Here is a 16,875-nt window from a genome sequence, read left to right as displayed (position 1 = left end):
TGGAGCCCGCCAGCAGGATGAAACGGTAGGCCCTTGTCGTCCCCGCGGTCGGATCGCGTTCATGCGGTGATCCGCATGAACTGATCGCAGAAAGAAAAGAGAAGTAGGCAAAGGAATTCTCGTCATGCCACACGTCATTCTCGTCCGCCTCGTGCCGATGAAGCCTACCAGCGGCGCCGACTTCAGCAACTATCTAGCCAATCTTTCCATTCGTGCGTTCGACCTGTCTTTTGACAATACGGCCGATGGCACGCTCATCGGACAGGCGCAGGGCGCGTGGGTTCCGAACACCGGCATCAACGCGTCCGGTCCAGCGTTCACGCCGGCGACGCAAAGAATCGCGCAGCACTTCTCCGTGTACCCGGTGCAGGTGCTTCCGCTGCCCGCGCCGCCTGAACCGGATGTGCGCCTGGAAGCGGTCGCAACCGCTGTCATCGAGCTCAATTCGCCAGCGGCGGAGTTCAACACGAGCGATCTGCGTCTTGAGATAAAGCAAGGTACGGAGATCGTTGCCTACGAACGGCTCGACTTCAATGTGAAGACCGAGCCGGATGCGCCGATCTCGAACAATCCGGCAACCTATATCGGCGTCGATCCGCCCGCGTTGGTGGTTTCGCTGCCCGATCCTTCGGTTGCGCTTGATCCCAATGCCGCATTCGTTGACTTGCCAACGGACGGAACGCCGCCGAAATTTGCTTCGCTTCGTACGGCAGTGGACAAGGTGTTGGCGCAGGATCCCGACGCCGGCGCCGCGCTTGCCAACCGGAGCCCGCTCACCGCCGCGCAGGCACGGCAGGTTGCACGCGAGATCATCTGGAATCGCCAGATCACACCGCCGCCCGACCGCCCGAACGACCGGCGGCTCGAGGAAATGTACACACGTCCGCAGACCGATACGTCCTGGAGCAACGACGATCGCGACCGGGCGGACATGGATCGCAAACAGTATGAGGCGAGCCTGTTGGGCTACTACGCGCTTCAGAATGCGAATTCGGATCGACTGGCGCAATATGTCTTCGCAATATCGGCTGCGGTCTGGGCCGAGCAGCAGAGTGCGGCACCGGTACGTGCGAGTCTGCATTTCCCGGTCGAAACCGGCACGCCGCCGACGCCGGGCTCTACATTCAGGCAGGCTGACGTCGTCATTGAGGATAGCGGTGGCCTGACGCTCAACTTCCAGGTGCCTGCGGAATATTTCTACGCGCTCTCAGCGACCCTCGCGGCGAACGTCACCGCCGATCAGCGTTACCGCATGGCAACCGACGATGACGAGCCGCGCATCGTTACAGGGATCAAGGCGGCGATTGATGCGAACATCATCCCCGTCGCTGCGATCCCGCCTGAGAATGCGGCTCGACGCCTTGTTGCGATTGGGCGCGGACGCGTGCAGCGACCCCCGCTATGTCCGCTCAATCCGAATGTAAATGCGCTTGTGACCGCGTGGCTTGCGGACACCAACCCGTCGATCGATCCGTTCTGGCAGCAGAGCTCTTTCCCAGCCGCGCTCGTGCCGGGCCACCTCGATCTCGTGCTGGCCGTGGTCACTCAGCAGACCGTCGTTACAGCGGACTCGACGGCGCTGATCGCGGCAATCAAGGCCATCCCGGTTGCAAGCACGGGACAGTTGAAGGCGCTCACGGTTCAGCAGTGGATGGCCTTCTTCCTGCCCGGCAACGTGGGACTGCTGCCCGACTTCACGAATCCGGGCACGCCCGAGGAGCGCGTGCAGGCGTTCGTTCGGCAGGTCCGCAAATACTTCGAGGTGCTGTCTATCGCACCGCCACCGGTGCTGGGCGCGGGCGCGCACGCGCTAGCCATACCCATCGCCGACAATGAACCGTTTGGAGCCTTTCTCGCGGCGGCCCCTGGTTTTGTATTTCCCGTCGCGAATTGGAACGCGCCGCTTATCGTGAATGCCTTGCAGACGGTGTTCCCCGGTGATGCGAACGCGCAGGCTTGGCTGCTCAATGCGCTTCAGACGATCGACGAGTTGCTGCGCGCGACGAGCGGCGTAGGTCCGGCATCGTTGCAGTTCTCGCTGCTCGAAGCGCTCTATGCGCGCGGGTTCACCTCTCGCGAGAAGATTCAGGCGTTGTCGTCGACGGAGTTCGAGTACGCGTTGACGGGTACGGTGGCTTATCCGCACGCTGCCGCCATTCAGGCGGCGGCCGGCGGCTCGGTCGCGGGCGCCCCGCCTGTGGCGCCCGGCCCGTTCACACCGATCAATCCCGACGCCTCGCTCGTCAACTGCATCCCACCCTGGCACTTGTCGCCGCTAGGTCCGGTGACATACTTGCAGCATTTGCTTGCCGCCGGTTTCGGTTCCACATGCGATCATCCGGTTGCGACCGGCGATCCACTCGGCGCGTTGATCGCGTCGCGTCGCGGGCCGCTCGGCAATCTGCACGCTACGGCCGCCAATCTCTGCACGACGCTGCCTCTGATCGACATCGTCAACGAGAATCTTGAAGCGCTGGTCGATGGCAGTGCGACGGGCGTTGTGTATGACACGAATGGAGTCGCGCTCGGAGGCCACACGCTCAAAGCGCCCGACGACAAAGAGAGCGATGGCCACCTGCCGAACGCGCTCTTCGCTGCCCTGCCGGAACATTCGACGCCCGCGACGCCGGTAAAGCGACCGGGCGCCTACGCGACGCTTGAGATCGATTTCTCATCGCCTTTGCTGCCGTACTCGCAGCCCCTCGATATCTCGCGTTCGTATCTCTGCGCGATGGGTACGTCGCGGTTCGCGACGATGCGCGCCTTCCGCGAGCAGATTACTGAATTCGCTATCGATGCGGGTGAGGAAGCGGCCGATTTTCAGAAACATCTGTGGCGCTATCCGGTGCGCATCGAACTGGCGATCGAGTACCTCGGCCTCTCACCGGCCGAGCACCAGACGCTCTATCTGAACCCGATCGGCGCGACAGATCTGCATAAGATGTACGGGTTCCCGACCGACATGATCAATGGCGTCGACTGGAAGTCGATCGTCGTGCGCGTACCGGAATTCCTGAAACGGACAGGGCTTCAGTATTGCGAGTTCCTCGAACTGTGGAAGTCGAAGTTCGTGGAGTTCGAACGCCGGATTCCCGATCAGTTCAATGCGGCCGGCGGGCCGACGGGTCTGCCGCAGGACCCGGACTTCCCGATATGCGAACCGTGCTGTGCCGACGATCTCATTATTCGGTTCACTAATCCGGAGTCGATCGAAGACGCGCTTCGCCGGTTGATGGTGTTCATTCGACTCTGGCGATCGCTCAAGTGTCTGCGTGGTGCGGGCTACAGTTTTGCCGATCTTTGCGACATCTGTCTCGTGTTCAACTTATTCCAGGGCGCCAACGCGAATCCGGAATTCATCCGGCAGCTCGTATCGTTTCAGATCCTGCGTGACGATTGGCAACTCGATCTCGGTACCGATCATGCCGCGCCGAATGCGAGCGGCGCGACGCGCACCCGGCTACTCGGCCTATGGAGCGCGGGACCGGCGTCGTCGTTCGATTGGGCGGTCGCGCACCTTCTCGGTCGCGTCGAGGATCGTGCCGAGCGTGAGCATGCGCCAGGCCGACGCCCGGGCAGCCATCATCGCCATCGTCCGCCGGAATTCATGAAGATCCTGCGCCAAAACCTGGACTCGCTGGCCTTGCTGAGCGGCTTCGATGCGGCCGCAGCACGATGGAATGCGCAACCGACCAGTACCCTGCGCTTCACGGAGATTTTGGCGAAGATCTATGGTTCGTCGTTCACGACGGGAGAACTGCTGTATCTCTTCTCGGTCGATCAGCATCTCGGCGGCGACGATCCATTCTTCCAGCAGGACGGGAACGAAGCTCTCGACCAGCCCTTCGATTTTCCGGAAGAGGGGCACCCCTTCGATCTGTGGAAATTGCGCGAGAGGCTCCTGCATGTCCGGACGAAGGACGAGGACATTGCAGCGCTGACCTGGACGGCGCTCTCCACGGCGATGCGCACGGAATTCGGCTACGCTCCCCCAGTCGGAACGGATCCGTTACAAAAGCTGGGAGAGCACTTCTTTCCCGACGCGCTGGCGCGCTCGGGCATTGCTGCTGGGCCGCAGGCGCGCCAATACCGTACCGTGCTTCCGGGCACGGTGGCGAGTATGTGGAATTTTCCGCATCCCGGACCCTTCCAATACGACGCGCTCGCGCAAGAGCTCGTCATGGAACTTCCTCTGCGCAACGAGGATGTGCTCTTCAAACTCAACGCGATTGAGCAGCTGACGGCCAACGAGCGCGCAGCGGTTCAGCAACTCTACTTCTTGCCTCGTGCAGAACTGGCACGATTCTCTTTTCTGTTTCCGAGCCTTGTAGAGGCGGAGAAGGCGCTCATAGAGGAATCGGACGAACGGAAACGGTGGGACTATTTCCGGCGTGCATTCATGACGTTCTCACACCGCGCGCGCACCGTTGCGGAACACTTGGCTTGTCACGTCGGCCATGCTTCGGACAAGGGTGAGGTCGAGATCGATCTCGCCCTGCTGATCCTCCGCCGTCTGCTGGGCGATGAAAATTTTGCGACCGGCCCGTGGGAGCGTGACGATGGCGAGCTTCCGGCAGGCTTCACCTGGGCGCAGCCGACCGGTGGCGCATTCGCCGCTCTAATCGGCCTCACAGGCACCGGCCTGCTCGGTGAAGTAAGGAACTCGAGCGGCGAGGCGTGGCCCCAGCTGACCGGGGCGATGGACGCATTCACGCGGGCCAACAACCATTGGAATGCGCCGATCCCCACCATCGTTCCGAAACTCGATTTCGCGTTGCCGGCGACCGACCATGAGTTCGCACTGATCCGGAACGGAATCGCGCTTCGTGAAGCGGACGGGCTGCCGCTTGCCGGCGCCGAAGGATTCACCGCGCACTGGTCTGGCGTGCTCATTGTCGAGAAGCCGGGCACGTACACGTTCTTTGCCGGGGCGCCGACGCCGGACTGCGAGCGACCCGATTTCGAAAAGTGCAATCACAACAAGTGGCGGGTCAATCTGCGGCGCGGGCAGAAGACGTTTCGTTTGCTCAACTATCGGTGGGCGGATGAGCAAGCACCCGATCGCATATCCGGCCCGCTGTATCTGAAGCGTGGCGCCTATTTCATCGACATCGACTTTGAGCAGATTCAGCCGGAATTCGACGAGAAAAATGAGTTGGTGCGTGCTCGCACCGGCTTCACCGTCAAGTACGAAGGCCCCGATACGCAGGACTGCATCGTCGCGCTTCCTGCGGAGCGCCTGTACCGCGATGTCGTAACCGGCCCGTTGACGAGTGCAATGGCAGTCGTCCCCTCGGCGGTAGAGTATCTCGCGCAACAATACACGAGCAGCCTGCGCGACATTCGTCGCACCTATGAACGCGCGTTCAAGGCGCTGCTCTTCTGTCATCGACTGCGGTTGTCCGCAGGTCTGGTTGCCCGCGCGAACGTTTCCGAGATCGAATACATGCTGTCCTCGCCAGCGCTGTTTGCCGGTTTCACCTATGTGGCGGGTGCACCGTTCACGTCCCACCGTGCATTGCTGGACTTCAATTACCTTCCGGTTGGTGACGTCTACGCCGGCGACCCGGAACGCGATCCTCCGGCGCCGTTCGACCAGCGTGCCACGCCGTCCGTGCGGCGCAGACAGGCATTGTTCGACTGGTTCGAACGACTCTACGACTACGCTCATATGCGAAAAACCATTCGGCGGTGCAGTGAGCGGCTGGCGTGGCTTTGCTTCGTCGAGGCGTCGAACCAACAGCCGGTCGATCCGGTTCCGTTGCTCATAGATCTCGGCGTCGACGTGAATAACGCGCCGCTGATCCTGGATTTCCATGACGGCGTCACCGTCGATTGGACGAAGCTCTGCGACGATCGTTGGGCGATACGCTGCTGGCGCGCCTCGCTTTGGGTGCAGACGTTGTTGCAGGCGTTCGTGCCTCGCGATCTGTCGTTCGCGCAGCCCGATGTCTGGGCCGCGAGCACGGCGGCCGCGATGGCGGGAGGTAATGCCAATCTGACGAAGTTCTATCGCGACGGAATGATCGAGCGCGCCCCAAGGCGTTATGCCGATCTCGAGCGCCTCAACAATCTGCTGCGCGGGCGGGCGCGGGCGGCCTTGCTGGCCTGGCTCACGGGAATGAATCGCGTGCCCTTGCCGTTCGCACCCGGCAGCTTTGCGACGTCGGCCCGCGACATCGGTGCGCTGCTGTTGCTCGACGTCGAAGCGGGAATCTGCGAGAAGGCGAGCCGTATCGAGGAGGCGATCACTGCCGTGCAGTCGTTCGTTGAACGCGCGCGACTTTCTCAGGAGCCGACGTTCACGATCGCGCCCAAGTTCGCAGCGGCTTGGGACAAGATATTCGCGACCTTCCGGATCTGGCAGGCGTGCCGTCGGCGCATGTTATATAGGGAGAATTGCGTCGAGTGGAGCGAGCACGAGCATGCGATCCAGACGGAAGCATTCCGCTTCCTCGAATCCGAGCTGAGGCGGGGAACGCTCACAGCGATCGAGCCGGGCGGCATGGAATACTGGCCGGAGCCGTATTGGCCCGACAATCCGGCGCTCATTTCGTTGCAGCATCGAGAACCGTCTTATCTCAAACAGGTGGCGCAATCCGAGAATCTCGGGTTGATGGGTCGGCCTGAGCGACACGCACGGCCGAGCTGGCTTGCGCCGTCGCAGATGCAGTTTCGGGGCGGCGGCGATACTCCGGGTGGAAATCCGGACGGACCTGTCATCGGAATCGCCGCGGTCGCGCCAGGTGCCGCGAACGGAAACGACGGAAATGGGAATGGCGTCGACCCGAACGGGTCGGCTTCGCCGCCGCTGCCGCTCTGGCTGCAGGCGGCGGTCCGATTGGGCACTCGCTTCCTGCGTATCGCTGCTGCCGGTGAGCCGTCGGCCAGGTCTTTGTTCATGCCGGCCGCGAACGCGGCGTCGCCGTGCTGCTGCGACTGCGGTCGTGTGCATCCGCCTGTGATGGACGAGTACTATTTCTGGCTGGTCGACTCGGAATACTACGATCCGACCATTCTCAACGTCGCCGACAAGACCCTGTATCAGGATGCCGACTGGGGAGTCGCGCCCGGTGACATGACGTCTGATTGGCATCGCCCCGCGCAGTTGCCGAAACTGCTCGCCTGGCCGACGAAGCCGATGGTTAAACTCGCGTGGGTTCGCGTGCACAACGGTGAGTTCCAGACACCGCGTTCCTCCGATGACGGCGTACATGTGATCCTTGCAGCAGGTGAACCGCAGCTCCAGTTCGACGGTCGCGAGGGAGACTCGTTACGATTCCGCGTCACCCATGCCGATGCGCTTCCGCTTGGCTTCACGGATCCGTCGCCTTGGGGTTTCCGATACGATATCGCGCCGGATACCGCCGTGGTATTGCCCGAAGTGATCGCAACGCCGGCCCCCGCCGGACCGTTTCCGCCCTCACTGTCAGCGTATCCGTTCTTCGTCTATTTTCTGCCGGGCGTGCCGCTCGAACCCTCGATCTTCGCGACAGCGATGACCGTTGCGGCAACACTACGTACCCACTGCCGCTACGAGGCGGCGCTGAAGTGGTATGAGCTCTACTTCACTCCCGGCGACAAGGATCTGAGCTGGTCGACGTGTCGCAGGCCACCGCGCGACGGAGGAAGTGTGCCGACAGGGGACATAAACAGAGGCCCCAACCCCGCAGTGCCCGGTGCAGGGGCGGATCAGCCGAATCTCGACGCGAGCCTGAACGCCAATCCCGGCCGGAATGTTGCGCCCACCGTGCTGTCAGCGGTGAGCGGCGCGAGGCGCACAGATCAGGATCCGTGTTGCGATACGCTGGTAAGGACGGATGTCGCGGCCCGGCAGCGCAGCGTCGTGCTGTCGTATCTCGAAACGTTACTTCAGCACGCGCAATCAGCGATGTGCAAGAACTCACCTGAAGGTTATGCGGTGGCAAAGCTGCGCCTCGATACGCTTTCGCAGTTTCTTGGCCCGCGGCCGCGCACGATCTACGGCCAGGATGACGGTCAGAGTCCGCAGACGGTGGCGGTGTTCGTGCCGCGACTCCCGCCGCTCAACCCTCGCCTCATGGAGATCTACGATAACGTCGCCGATCAGCTCGACGCGCTTCACCAATGCCTCACGAAAGCCAGATTGAAGAGCGGTGTCCTGCACCTGGATACTTCGTATTGGGGTGACGATCCTGTACGACGCGGATGGAAGACCGAGACCACAAACTGTTTGGACGACGGTTGCTGCTGTCCGCCAAGTCCCTATCGCTTCCAGTTTCTCCTCCAGCGCGCGCTGGAAACGGCAAACGAGGTGCGTACGTTTGGCGCTGAACTGATTGCGGCATTCGAAAAAGGAGATGCCGAATTCCTCGCGGCCATGCGATCGAGACATGAGCGCCAGTTGCAGAATCTGACCGAAGAAATCCGTCGCATGGAGTTTCGCGAAGCGGACTGGCAGGTTCAGGCGTTGCAGAAGTCGAAACAGTCTGCGCAGGCGAAACGCCAATATTATGCAGACCTTATTGCGAATGGGCTCATCCCGAAAGAACAGAGCTATCAGAATCTGATGGGCGTCTCGATGACCACGCGTGCGGCCGGCAATATCGTCGAGGCGGTCGGTCAGGTCATGAATCTCATTCCTGACAACACGACGGGTGTTGCGGGTGTCGCGTCCACGCCGGTGTCGGTGTTCAAGATGCCTATCGGCACCAAGCTCGCACATGCGTTCGCCGCTGCGGCCCGTATCCTTTATACGTCCGCTGACATCACCAGCACGCAAAGCGGTCTGGCGCTGACCGAGTCGGGATGGGATCGTCGCGAGGCCGACTGGGTGTTCCAGGTCACCGTGCTCGACATCGAAATCCAGCAGATCGAGCGGCAAATTCTGGGCGCCGAGCGCAAGCGCGATGCCGCCTTGCGCCAGTTGAACAACCTGGCACAGCAGAAGCAACAAGCCGCGGAGGGTCAAGACTTCCTGCGCGACAAGTTCACAAATCACTCGCTCTATCTCTTTTTGCAGCAGGAGGTCGCGGCGCTGCACCGACAGATGTTCGATGTCGCATGGTGCTGGGCGCGGCAGGCGCAGCGGGCATTCCAACTGGAGCGCGAGCTGACGACGCAAAGCTACCTGCCACTGAACTTTTGGGATGGGTTGCATGAAGGCCTGCTGGCCGGCGAACGTCTGTCGACGGCGCTGCGCGCCATGGAGAAGGCGTACTTCGATCAGAATCGACGGGAGCAAGAGCTTGTCACGCGTTTGTCGTTGCGCCTCGATTTCCCGCTCGCGTTCCTTCAGCTCAAGACGACCGGTGTCTGCGAGATTGAAATTCCGGAATGGCGTCTCGACCGCGAGTATCCCGGGCATTATCTGCGTCGGATCAAGTCAGTGAGTCTGACGATCCCCTGCGTCGCCGGTCCGTACACAGGGGTTCATTGCAAGCTGACGCTGCTGAGCAGCGCGACGCGCGTCGAACCCACGTTACTCGATGTCGAAGAGTGCTGCCCCGGCCAGTGTACATGTGGTTGTTGTGAGCAGCAGCGCTATGAAACCATCACGGACGACCCTCGCATTGTGAAGCGGTACGGCGCCACTGAGGCGATCGCAACCTCCACGGGTCAGAACGACACCGGATTGTTCGAACTCAATTTCCGAGACGAGCGCTATCTGCCGTTTGAGTATGCGGGTGCGGTGAGTCGGTGGCGGATCGAGCTTCCGATCGAGACGAACGCTTTCGACATCGACACGCTTAGCGACCTGATCTTCCAGTTGAGCTACACTGCTCGCGAAGGCGGTTCGTCGCTGAGAGAAGCGAGTTGGGCGGCGGCATCCTGCATGCTGCCGGGCGCCGGACTACGCTTCTTCGACTGGCGACAGGACTTTTCGGACGCGTGGCAACGGTTCAAGGGCCTTGGGCCGGTTGTCGAGGAGTCAGGTTGCGCACGCGCGCTCGCATTGCGCATGAGCCGCAGCATGTTCCCGTACCTGCCGGGCGAGCGGCCTGTTCGCATGCGACGAGTCGAGCTTTGGTTCGAGACGCGCCTGTGTCAGGACGTACGAAATTATGAGATCGAATTTCTGCCGGAGCACCAGGATGGCGCGGAGGAGAAGTGCTGCGACCGTTACTTTTTCACCTGCGTGGCCAGCGAAGACTGGCCTTGCTTGTTCCACGGCGTGATCGAGTATCCGTTCCCGTTCCTGCGAGACGACCATCCGATCACGATCGGCCATTTCTTGTTTCCCGAAAGCGTTAGCGTCGTTTACCGCGCTTACCTGGTGTGCTCGTTCGAGGCCGGTCCACCTGAGCGATGCTTGCCGAGGCAGCCCGCTTGCGACAACGACTGTGCGGCACTGTGTTGAGAAGAGCCTGGAGCTCTTCCGCTTCTGACGGAAATCAGAAGCGAAGCTCTATGATTTTGATGTGACGCGTTTTCTTCAGGCGAGCCGGTATCCACTTCGCTCGAAAACGCGATAGCAGTGGAGGGAGGGCCTATGGTCAAGAAAAGCGCGCGCGATGAAGAGAAAAGGCCTGCTCCGAAGCCGAGAGCCAGCGCAGTGGAACTCATCGAGCTGAGGTTCGGCTTCTTCCTCAACGCGGACCAGATCGTCAGCGTGCGGGTCTTGCCGCAGCAGGGGGACGAGACCTACGCGGTGATGCAGCTTTCGAACGGCGACAAGCTTAATCTCACTCTTGAGGAGTTCATGGCGGTCACCGGTAAAGACCCGCGCCCGCCGGCGCGGCTCCGGCAGGAAAGACGCTCGGAAAAGCCAGCGAAATTGGGTCGATCCTGATTCCCTCGCAACTGATTAGATGCACGGCGTTACCCGAGCCAAGTGCTAGCGGTGGCTTGATCGCGCCACTCGGGTGAGGGAACCAGGGCCAAAGCCGGTCGAAACCATGAGCCAACGCTATAGGAGAGCGAGACGATCCCTCAGGCGGTGCGACTGCGGGTGACAGTTTGATACAGCATCCGCGCTCCGACATCGAGCAGGAAGCCGAGTATGCCGATCATCAGCACCGTGGCCATCAGCTCCGAATAAGCGAGGCGATCGCGGGTATCGAGAATGAAATAGCCGAGACCAGCCGAGACCCCGAGCATCTCGCACGGCACCAGCACGATCCAGACGATACCGACGGAAAGCCGCAATCCGGTCAGCACATGGCCAAGCACGCCGGGCAGAATCACGTACCACAGTGTTTCCCAGCGCGTCGCGGCGAGGCTGTCGGCAAGACTGAGCCAGCTCGGCTGCAGCCGCCGCACACCTTCGGCCGTGTTGAGCAGAATCGGCCACACCGCGGCGAACGCCAGCATGAAATAGATTGGCTGGTCGCCGACGCCGAACATCATCACCGCAATCGGCATCCACGACAGAGGTGAGATCATGCGCAGAAACTGAAACGCCGGCGAGGTCGCGGTATTGAGGCGGCTATAACTGCCGACTGCGAGCCCGACGGGCACGCCGATCAGCAACGCGAAAGCGAGACCGATCAGCACCCTGCGCAGACTGGCGAAAATATGCGCTGACAGATCAGGCTGCGCCAGCATCGTTACGAGCTTGGGGATCGCCGTGGTCGGCGAGAACTGCCGGATAAATCCTTCAGATGAAGCCAGGACATCGGTGCCGAGCCACCACAGCAACAGCAGCATGATCAGTCCGCCGATGCCGAGCAGGCTGTTGGTCAATGCTGGCAGCGTCAGCGATGGCTTGCCGCCAAAACGACCCGCAAACGTAGCGAGCCGCGGAGATGCGGAGCGGCTCAGGCTGTCGCTTGGCCAGCTTGTGCTCATGCCGTCACAACCTCGGTGCGGGTAAAGGATTCCGGCAGACCGAACGCCGCCATGCCGCCTGCCGCGACCACCGCCTTCTTGACGAAACGATCGTCGACAAGCTCGCGGCCAGCGGCTGCAGGATCGAGCGTATCGAGGAACGCGCGATCCCCCTCGACCAATGTTTCCCGCAGGCGCCGGATCAGTTCCTCGGTGAAGCTTGGATAGGGATAGGGCTGGAAATCGATCCGGCGCTCGCGCCAGTCCGGATGCTTGATCGCGCCAGCCTTGATGTAGGCGGCATCATCAGCCTCCGGCGGCGCCAGCACTTTGCTCAGAACTTCGACACTATGCGGGGTGTATTGGTTGGGATTGTCCTTGGAGAGCAGCGCCGCCGTCTCCGCGCGATGTTCCCGCGTCCAGAGCTGCGCTTTGACCATCGCGTTGACTGCGCGCTGCACCCATTCCGGGCGCTGCTGGATATCGCGTTCATGCATGAACACCAGGCAGCAGGCGTGATCCTTCCAGACATCTCCGGTGAAGCGCAGGATCTTTCCGACACCAAGCGCCTCGCTCGCTGCGTTGAACGGCTCGGCGACGATGTAGCCACTGATCTGCTTCGAGGCGAGCGCCGGCACCATGTCAGCCGGCGCCATGACAACGAGATTGACCTCGTCGGCAGCGGGGGTGCCTGTGCGTTTCGACACCGGCTTCAATCCGTTCTCGCGCAGCAGGACTTGCAGCACCACATTGTGAATCGAGTACCAGAACGGAATGGCGACCGTGGTAACGCCAAGATCCTTGACGCTGTTGATGTGCGGCAGGACGCTGAGGCCGGAGCCGCTGGTGTGATTCCAGGCGACCACCTTGGCCGGAGCCTTGCTGGCGAAGCGTGCCCAGACTGTCATCGGCGACAGCAGATGGACGGCGTTCACTTGTCCGGAGATAAAGGCTTCCAGCACCTGCGCCCAGCTCCGCAGGCGCACCGGCTTCTCGGCCTTGATGCCTGCCTCCTCGAAAAACCCCTTGCCATGCGCCACCAGAAGCGGCGTCGCATCGGTGATCGGTAGATAGCCGATGCGCAGTGGCACATCCGCGACCTCGGCGCGCGCCTCGTATGCCTTCAGGAGCGGCAGCGCGCCACTAGCGGTCAGCAGCGCTGACAGGCGCAGCATCTGACGGCGGGAGACGTCATAACGGGAAAATTCGTCGATCGACATGGCCGGTCCTTTGAATCGTCATTTGGCTGCGCGGCGTCGCTACGTGGCCGTTTTAGTTAATGCGCCGCTGGGTCGCGCCGCGCAGTCGTGAGAGAATTTCAACGCGGATGACGCCGAGCTCTGCGATGTAGTTTTCGCGCGGTGTCGGAAGGTCGATGCACCATTGGCCGATCACTCGCGCCGGTGTTTCGCCGAGCAGCAGGATGCGATCAGAGACCAACAGTGCCTCATCGATGTCGTGAGTGATCAGGATCGCCGCGGTTTGGAAATCGCGCATCACCTTCAGCAGCAGATGCTGCATCTCGGTACGGGTCACTTCGTCGAGTGCGCCGAAGGGCTCGTCGAGCAGCAGAATTTCCGGCTTGCGCGCCAAGCATCGCGCCAGCGCGGCGCGCTGCGCCATGCCGCCGGACAGTTGCTCGGGAAAGTAGTGCCGTGCGTGCGTCAGTCCGACTTCACGGATCGCAACATCGACGCGGACTTTGCTTTCCTCCGGCGTCAGACGCGGCTGGTGCTTGAAGTTGAGCCCGAATGCAACGTTCTTCTCCAGCGACAGCCATGGCAGCAGGCTTGCGTCCTGAAAGGCGATGGAAACGCGCGGTGACACGCCCTGCAGCGGCTTGCCATTCATCGTCACCGTGCCTTCGGTTGGCTTTTGCAGCCCGCCAAGCACGCGCAACAAGCTCGATTTGCCGACTCCGCTCGGACCGAGCACGCTGACGGTCTCGCCTGCGGCCAACTCAAAATCGAACGCCCCGACAACCGGTTGCGGTTGGTCGGGATAGCGCAGCACCACGCCGGCGGCTTCAAGAATAGCAGCCTGACGATCCGATGCCGGGGAAGCGGTTTGTGCGGCCGTGGTCATGCTGTCGCGCCGACGGCGGCTGGCAATTCCTGAACGCGAAGCGCGAGCTTCAGTTGTACCAGGCTGGGCGTGACGACCGGAATGAAAGCGGCTTCGCGCAGCCGGCGCTGGAAGCCTGCGCCGGGCTGAGACAGATAGGCCCGGCCGCCGGAGGCCGACAGCTCGAACTGTACGGCCTGCACCGCAATCTCAGCGAGACGGATGCGTAGGCGGAACAGGCTTGCCGGGTGCTCGATGAAGCGGCCTCCACGCAGCCCTTCATGCAGCGCAGTTTCGGTGGAAGTGAGTTCGGCGGAGAGCGCAGCGACCGGTTCACTCAGGATGTCGCGGTCATTGCGAAGTCTGGCGGTCGCTTCCGCAAGTCCGCGACGCGCCAGGCCGACAGACAACGCGGACTGCATCGCCAGAAAGGCGGGCCTTACCTTCGGCAGCCATTCGGTAGCATTGTGATGGATAACGCGATCCTCGCCAATACGCACACCGTCGATCTTGAGCGCCGCGGTGTTTGATCCGCGCATTGCCATCAGATCGAGATCAGGCGAGCGTTCGAGACCGGAATCGTCGGAAGTCAGTGAGACGATAAAGGCAGGAGCACCATCCGCACCCTTGACAGCCAGCGCAACATCAAAGCCTGCCGCGGGCAGGTTGGTCACCCACGGCAGATAACCGTCGAGCTGTAGCGCAGTGCCGCTACGCTGGGACTGCACCGACAGTTCCTCAATGCCTGAAAGGAATTTCATCGCGTTGGACAGGCCGGTAGCGCCGCCGCGCCGGCCGGCTAATAGATCCGGCAGTAGCGTTTCGCGCAAAGCGGCGTTGGGGCTCTGCAGCAGATATTCGATGAATGTGCGATGGCCCCAGAACACGAAGCCCGCGGTCAGCGAATGCGCCGAGACCTCGGCGATGGCGTTGACCGCGTCAGCGACATGGCCGCCGTTGCCACCCCATTGCACCGGCACGCCCAGCCCAAACAGACCAGCGTCCGCGAGCTTGGGAAGAACCGCTGCGGCTGTGTCGGCCGTGGTGTCGAGATGAAAGGCGCTGGCGTCAAGCCATGCCACAAGATCGGAGATTAAGTGTGTCATGGCGATACCTTCATCCGTCATTCGGCAGCGACGGCGGCCGAATTGTTCCATGCGTAAGGCTTAAGCTGCGGATTGAGGTCTGTTTGTCCAAGGTTGTTGGCGAAGTTGCACAGCGTCGCGAGACTGACGCCGAGCACCACTTCCAGCACGTTGGCGTCGTTGAAGCCGGCGTTGCGGAACGCCTTCAATTCGGAATCCTCGACACGGCCGCGGCTGCGAATCACGGCGCGGGTGAAGTCCGCTACGGCATTGAGGCGTGCATCCGGCCCACGCGTGCCATCGCGTAGCGCGTTGACGGTAGCGTCCTTCAGGTCAGCTTTCTTATAAGCGATCGCGGTGTGACCGGCGACGCAGAAGCCGCAGCCATGGGTCGCGGCAGCGGTGATCTGCACTGCCTCTCGCTCCGCTAGCGTTAGGCCGCTGCGCGCGTTGATGCCGCTCACGGTCTGATAGGTCTCCAACGCTGTTGGCGCATTGGCCAAAAGTCCGATCAGGTTAGGTAAAAAGCCGTTCGTCGTCTCGGCATTCTGGACCCGTTCCCTGGCGGCTTCAGGGGCTGTGGTAGCGGTATGAATTGGCAAGCGTGTCATGTGCATCCTATCGGTGGCATCGACCCAAGTGGACCAGCGCGAAGAGCGGCGACCAACTCAGTCAGGTTATGAGCCCTTCGATATGATGATGGTGAAACAGGCGTCCAGCCTCGACAACCCATTTGGAAAAATAACAAGAAACGACCTTCTTAGCCGGCGCCCAAGAGCATGCTGCTATTCTGGCCTGCAAACCAATAAGGAGATTATTTCAAGATCAGGCGGGGCGTCGTGTGTTTTCTAATGACGTAATGCTGCTCGCTAGCGGCGTATGGCATTTTCCGTTCTTCGTTTCTCGAGCAGTTTGAATTTTGATGGGCGTTGGTATCCGTCTTCTCGATCATCGGAAGGGATAGGTGAATCTATCGAGCTTCGTCACAAGACGTCGACGTGATGAGGGAATGTTTGGCGTTCCGATGCAGCAAATCGAAAAATAACTTTTTCGCGCATATCGCGTTCGCGATGCATGCATTGCTATTTTTCGGAGCCAATCGACATCGCGCCGTGTCATCGCCCATGAGTTCTGTTCAGAATTATGAAGGTCATTGAAATCAAAAATGGCAGCAACTGACTTAACTTCTGAATCCGGCGTTCCGACGGCCCACCGAATGAGTACACTGGAAGTAGACACGGTTAACGCAACCGAAAGTTTTCGCCATGCGATGCGAAGGCTTCCCAGTGGGGTAAGTGTAATCACCGTTGGACAAGGCAGTGACGTATCTGGCCTGACCGTAACGTCAGTATCGTCGCTTTCCATCGAACCCGAGACCGTGATCTTCGGCATCAATCGAAAGTCATCCGCGTGGCCGATACTGTTGCGGCATGGCGTGTTCGGCGTAAACGTGCTGAACGCTCGCCAGGCCGAAATTGCCGAAAGGTTTTCAGGGCGCGGCGGCGTGAAAGGGGCGGGCCGCTATCTCGGCGCGAAATGGATTACGAAAATAACCGGCGTGCGGCTTCTGACGGATGCGCTCGCTGCGCTGGATTGCGAGGTCGACGACATCATCGAGCGCCATTCTCACGACATTGTCATTGGCCGCGTGCGTTATGTGCATCTCTCCAGCAACCGCAGCGCGCTGGCGTACTGGCATGGGAAGTATCTGGAAGTGACTCAGAATTCCGGTACCGGCACTATTCCTGACTCAGTTTTTTCGACTACGTGATATTCGCCACAGATTGTTGGCCCGCTACCACCGCGCTCGCAATTGCGGCATTCATTATGCCACCCTCAATTGAGGTTATCCCATTCCGCCTGCGCCCGCACTTTTGATCATAATTAATGAGATGGCCCGCCCCGGCTCTCCGGCTGCGATGATGCAGCTGGTTGATTCCCAACTGAAGGAGCCGATATGTCCAGAAGCCACTCTGTC

At 61.1% G+C, this 16,875-nt stretch carries 8 protein-coding genes; 3 read left to right on the top strand and 5 right to left on the bottom strand.

Annotated elements, in window-relative coordinates; genetic code table 11:
- Positions 1-124: 124 nt before the first annotated feature.
- Together GGQ85_RS17805 and GGQ85_RS17800 are read left to right on the top strand one after the other, a co-directional pair.
- The gene (locus GGQ85_RS17805; RefSeq protein ID WP_309775667.1) at positions 125-10,339 is read left to right on the top strand and encodes a Tc toxin subunit A-related protein; all 10,215 of its coding nucleotides are present in this window, start codon (positions 125-127) and stop codon (positions 10,337-10,339) included.
- Positions 10,340-10,471: 132 nt separating this feature from the next.
- Positions 10,472-10,771: a hypothetical protein gene (locus GGQ85_RS17800; protein ID WP_309775664.1), complete on the top strand. Its 300-nt coding sequence runs from the start codon at positions 10,472-10,474 to the stop codon at positions 10,769-10,771.
- A 140-nt stretch (positions 10,772-10,911) separates the two neighbouring features.
- On the opposite strand, the gene GGQ85_RS17795 is transcribed toward GGQ85_RS17800, so the two are convergent.
- Genes GGQ85_RS17795 through GGQ85_RS17775 form a run of 5 tightly spaced genes read right to left on the bottom strand, consistent with a single transcriptional unit; the run spans position 10,912 to position 15,508 of the window.
- Positions 10,912-11,769 carry an ABC transporter permease gene (locus GGQ85_RS17795; RefSeq protein WP_309775663.1) on the bottom strand — a complete coding sequence of 286 codons (858 nt, stop codon included), beginning with the start codon at positions 11,767-11,769 and terminating at the stop codon, positions 10,912-10,914.
- Positions 11,766-12,968 (bottom strand): ABC transporter substrate-binding protein, encoded by a 1,203-nt coding sequence (locus GGQ85_RS17790; protein WP_309775661.1) that lies wholly within the window; start codon positions 12,966-12,968, stop codon positions 11,766-11,768. The genes GGQ85_RS17795 and GGQ85_RS17790 overlap by 4 nt, the downstream gene beginning before the upstream one ends.
- A 52-nt stretch (positions 12,969-13,020) precedes the next feature.
- Complete coding sequence (locus GGQ85_RS17785; protein ID WP_309775660.1) at positions 13,021-13,833, bottom strand: ABC transporter ATP-binding protein; 813 nt, start codon at positions 13,831-13,833, stop codon at positions 13,021-13,023.
- The gene (locus tag GGQ85_RS17780; RefSeq protein ID WP_309775659.1) at positions 13,830-14,918 is read right to left on the bottom strand and encodes an acyl-CoA dehydrogenase family protein; all 1,089 of its coding nucleotides are present in this window, start codon (positions 14,916-14,918) and stop codon (positions 13,830-13,832) included. The genes GGQ85_RS17785 and GGQ85_RS17780 overlap by 4 nt, the downstream gene beginning before the upstream one ends.
- Before the next feature lie 17 nt (positions 14,919-14,935).
- Positions 14,936-15,508 carry a carboxymuconolactone decarboxylase family protein gene (locus GGQ85_RS17775; RefSeq protein ID WP_309775658.1) on the bottom strand — a complete coding sequence of 191 codons (573 nt, stop codon included), beginning with the start codon at positions 15,506-15,508 and terminating at the stop codon, positions 14,936-14,938.
- Positions 15,509-16,113: 605 nt separating this feature from the next.
- Between GGQ85_RS17775 and GGQ85_RS17770 the strand changes: the two genes are divergently transcribed.
- Positions 16,114-16,668: a flavin reductase family protein gene (locus tag GGQ85_RS17770; RefSeq protein WP_309775673.1), complete on the top strand. Its 555-nt coding sequence runs from the start codon at positions 16,114-16,116 to the stop codon at positions 16,666-16,668.
- The last annotated feature ends 207 nt before the right edge of the window (positions 16,669-16,875 follow it).

The organism is Nitrobacter vulgaris (assembly GCF_031453995.1).
Taxonomy (GTDB): Bacteria; Pseudomonadota; Alphaproteobacteria; order Rhizobiales; family Xanthobacteraceae; genus Nitrobacter; species Nitrobacter vulgaris.
Note: the sequence above shows the minus strand (reverse complement) of the source record. Positions and strands in the feature narration are given on the sequence as shown.

Bases quoted from the DNA above. Each gene is read 5' to 3' on its own strand.
- GGQ85_RS17800 (WP_309775664.1), top strand. From the start codon at position 10,472: ATGGTCAAGAAAAGCGCGCGCGATGAAGAGAAAAGGCCTGCTCCGAAG.
- GGQ85_RS17805 (WP_309775667.1), top strand. From the start codon at position 125: ATGCCACACGTCATTCTCGTCCGCCTCGTGCCGATGAAGCCTACCAGC.
- GGQ85_RS17790 (WP_309775661.1), bottom strand. From the start codon at position 12,968: ATGTCGATCGACGAATTTTCCCGTTATGACGTCTCCCGCCGTCAGATG.
- GGQ85_RS17785 (WP_309775660.1), bottom strand. From the start codon at position 13,833: ATGACCACGGCCGCACAAACCGCTTCCCCGGCATCGGATCGTCAGGCT.
- GGQ85_RS17795 (WP_309775663.1), bottom strand. From the start codon at position 11,769: ATGAGCACAAGCTGGCCAAGCGACAGCCTGAGCCGCTCCGCATCTCCG.
- GGQ85_RS17775 (WP_309775658.1), bottom strand. From the start codon at position 15,508: ATGACACGCTTGCCAATTCATACCGCTACCACAGCCCCTGAAGCCGCC.
- GGQ85_RS17770 (WP_309775673.1), top strand. From the start codon at position 16,114: ATGAGTACACTGGAAGTAGACACGGTTAACGCAACCGAAAGTTTTCGC.
- GGQ85_RS17780 (WP_309775659.1), bottom strand. From the start codon at position 14,918: ATGACACACTTAATCTCCGATCTTGTGGCATGGCTTGACGCCAGCGCC.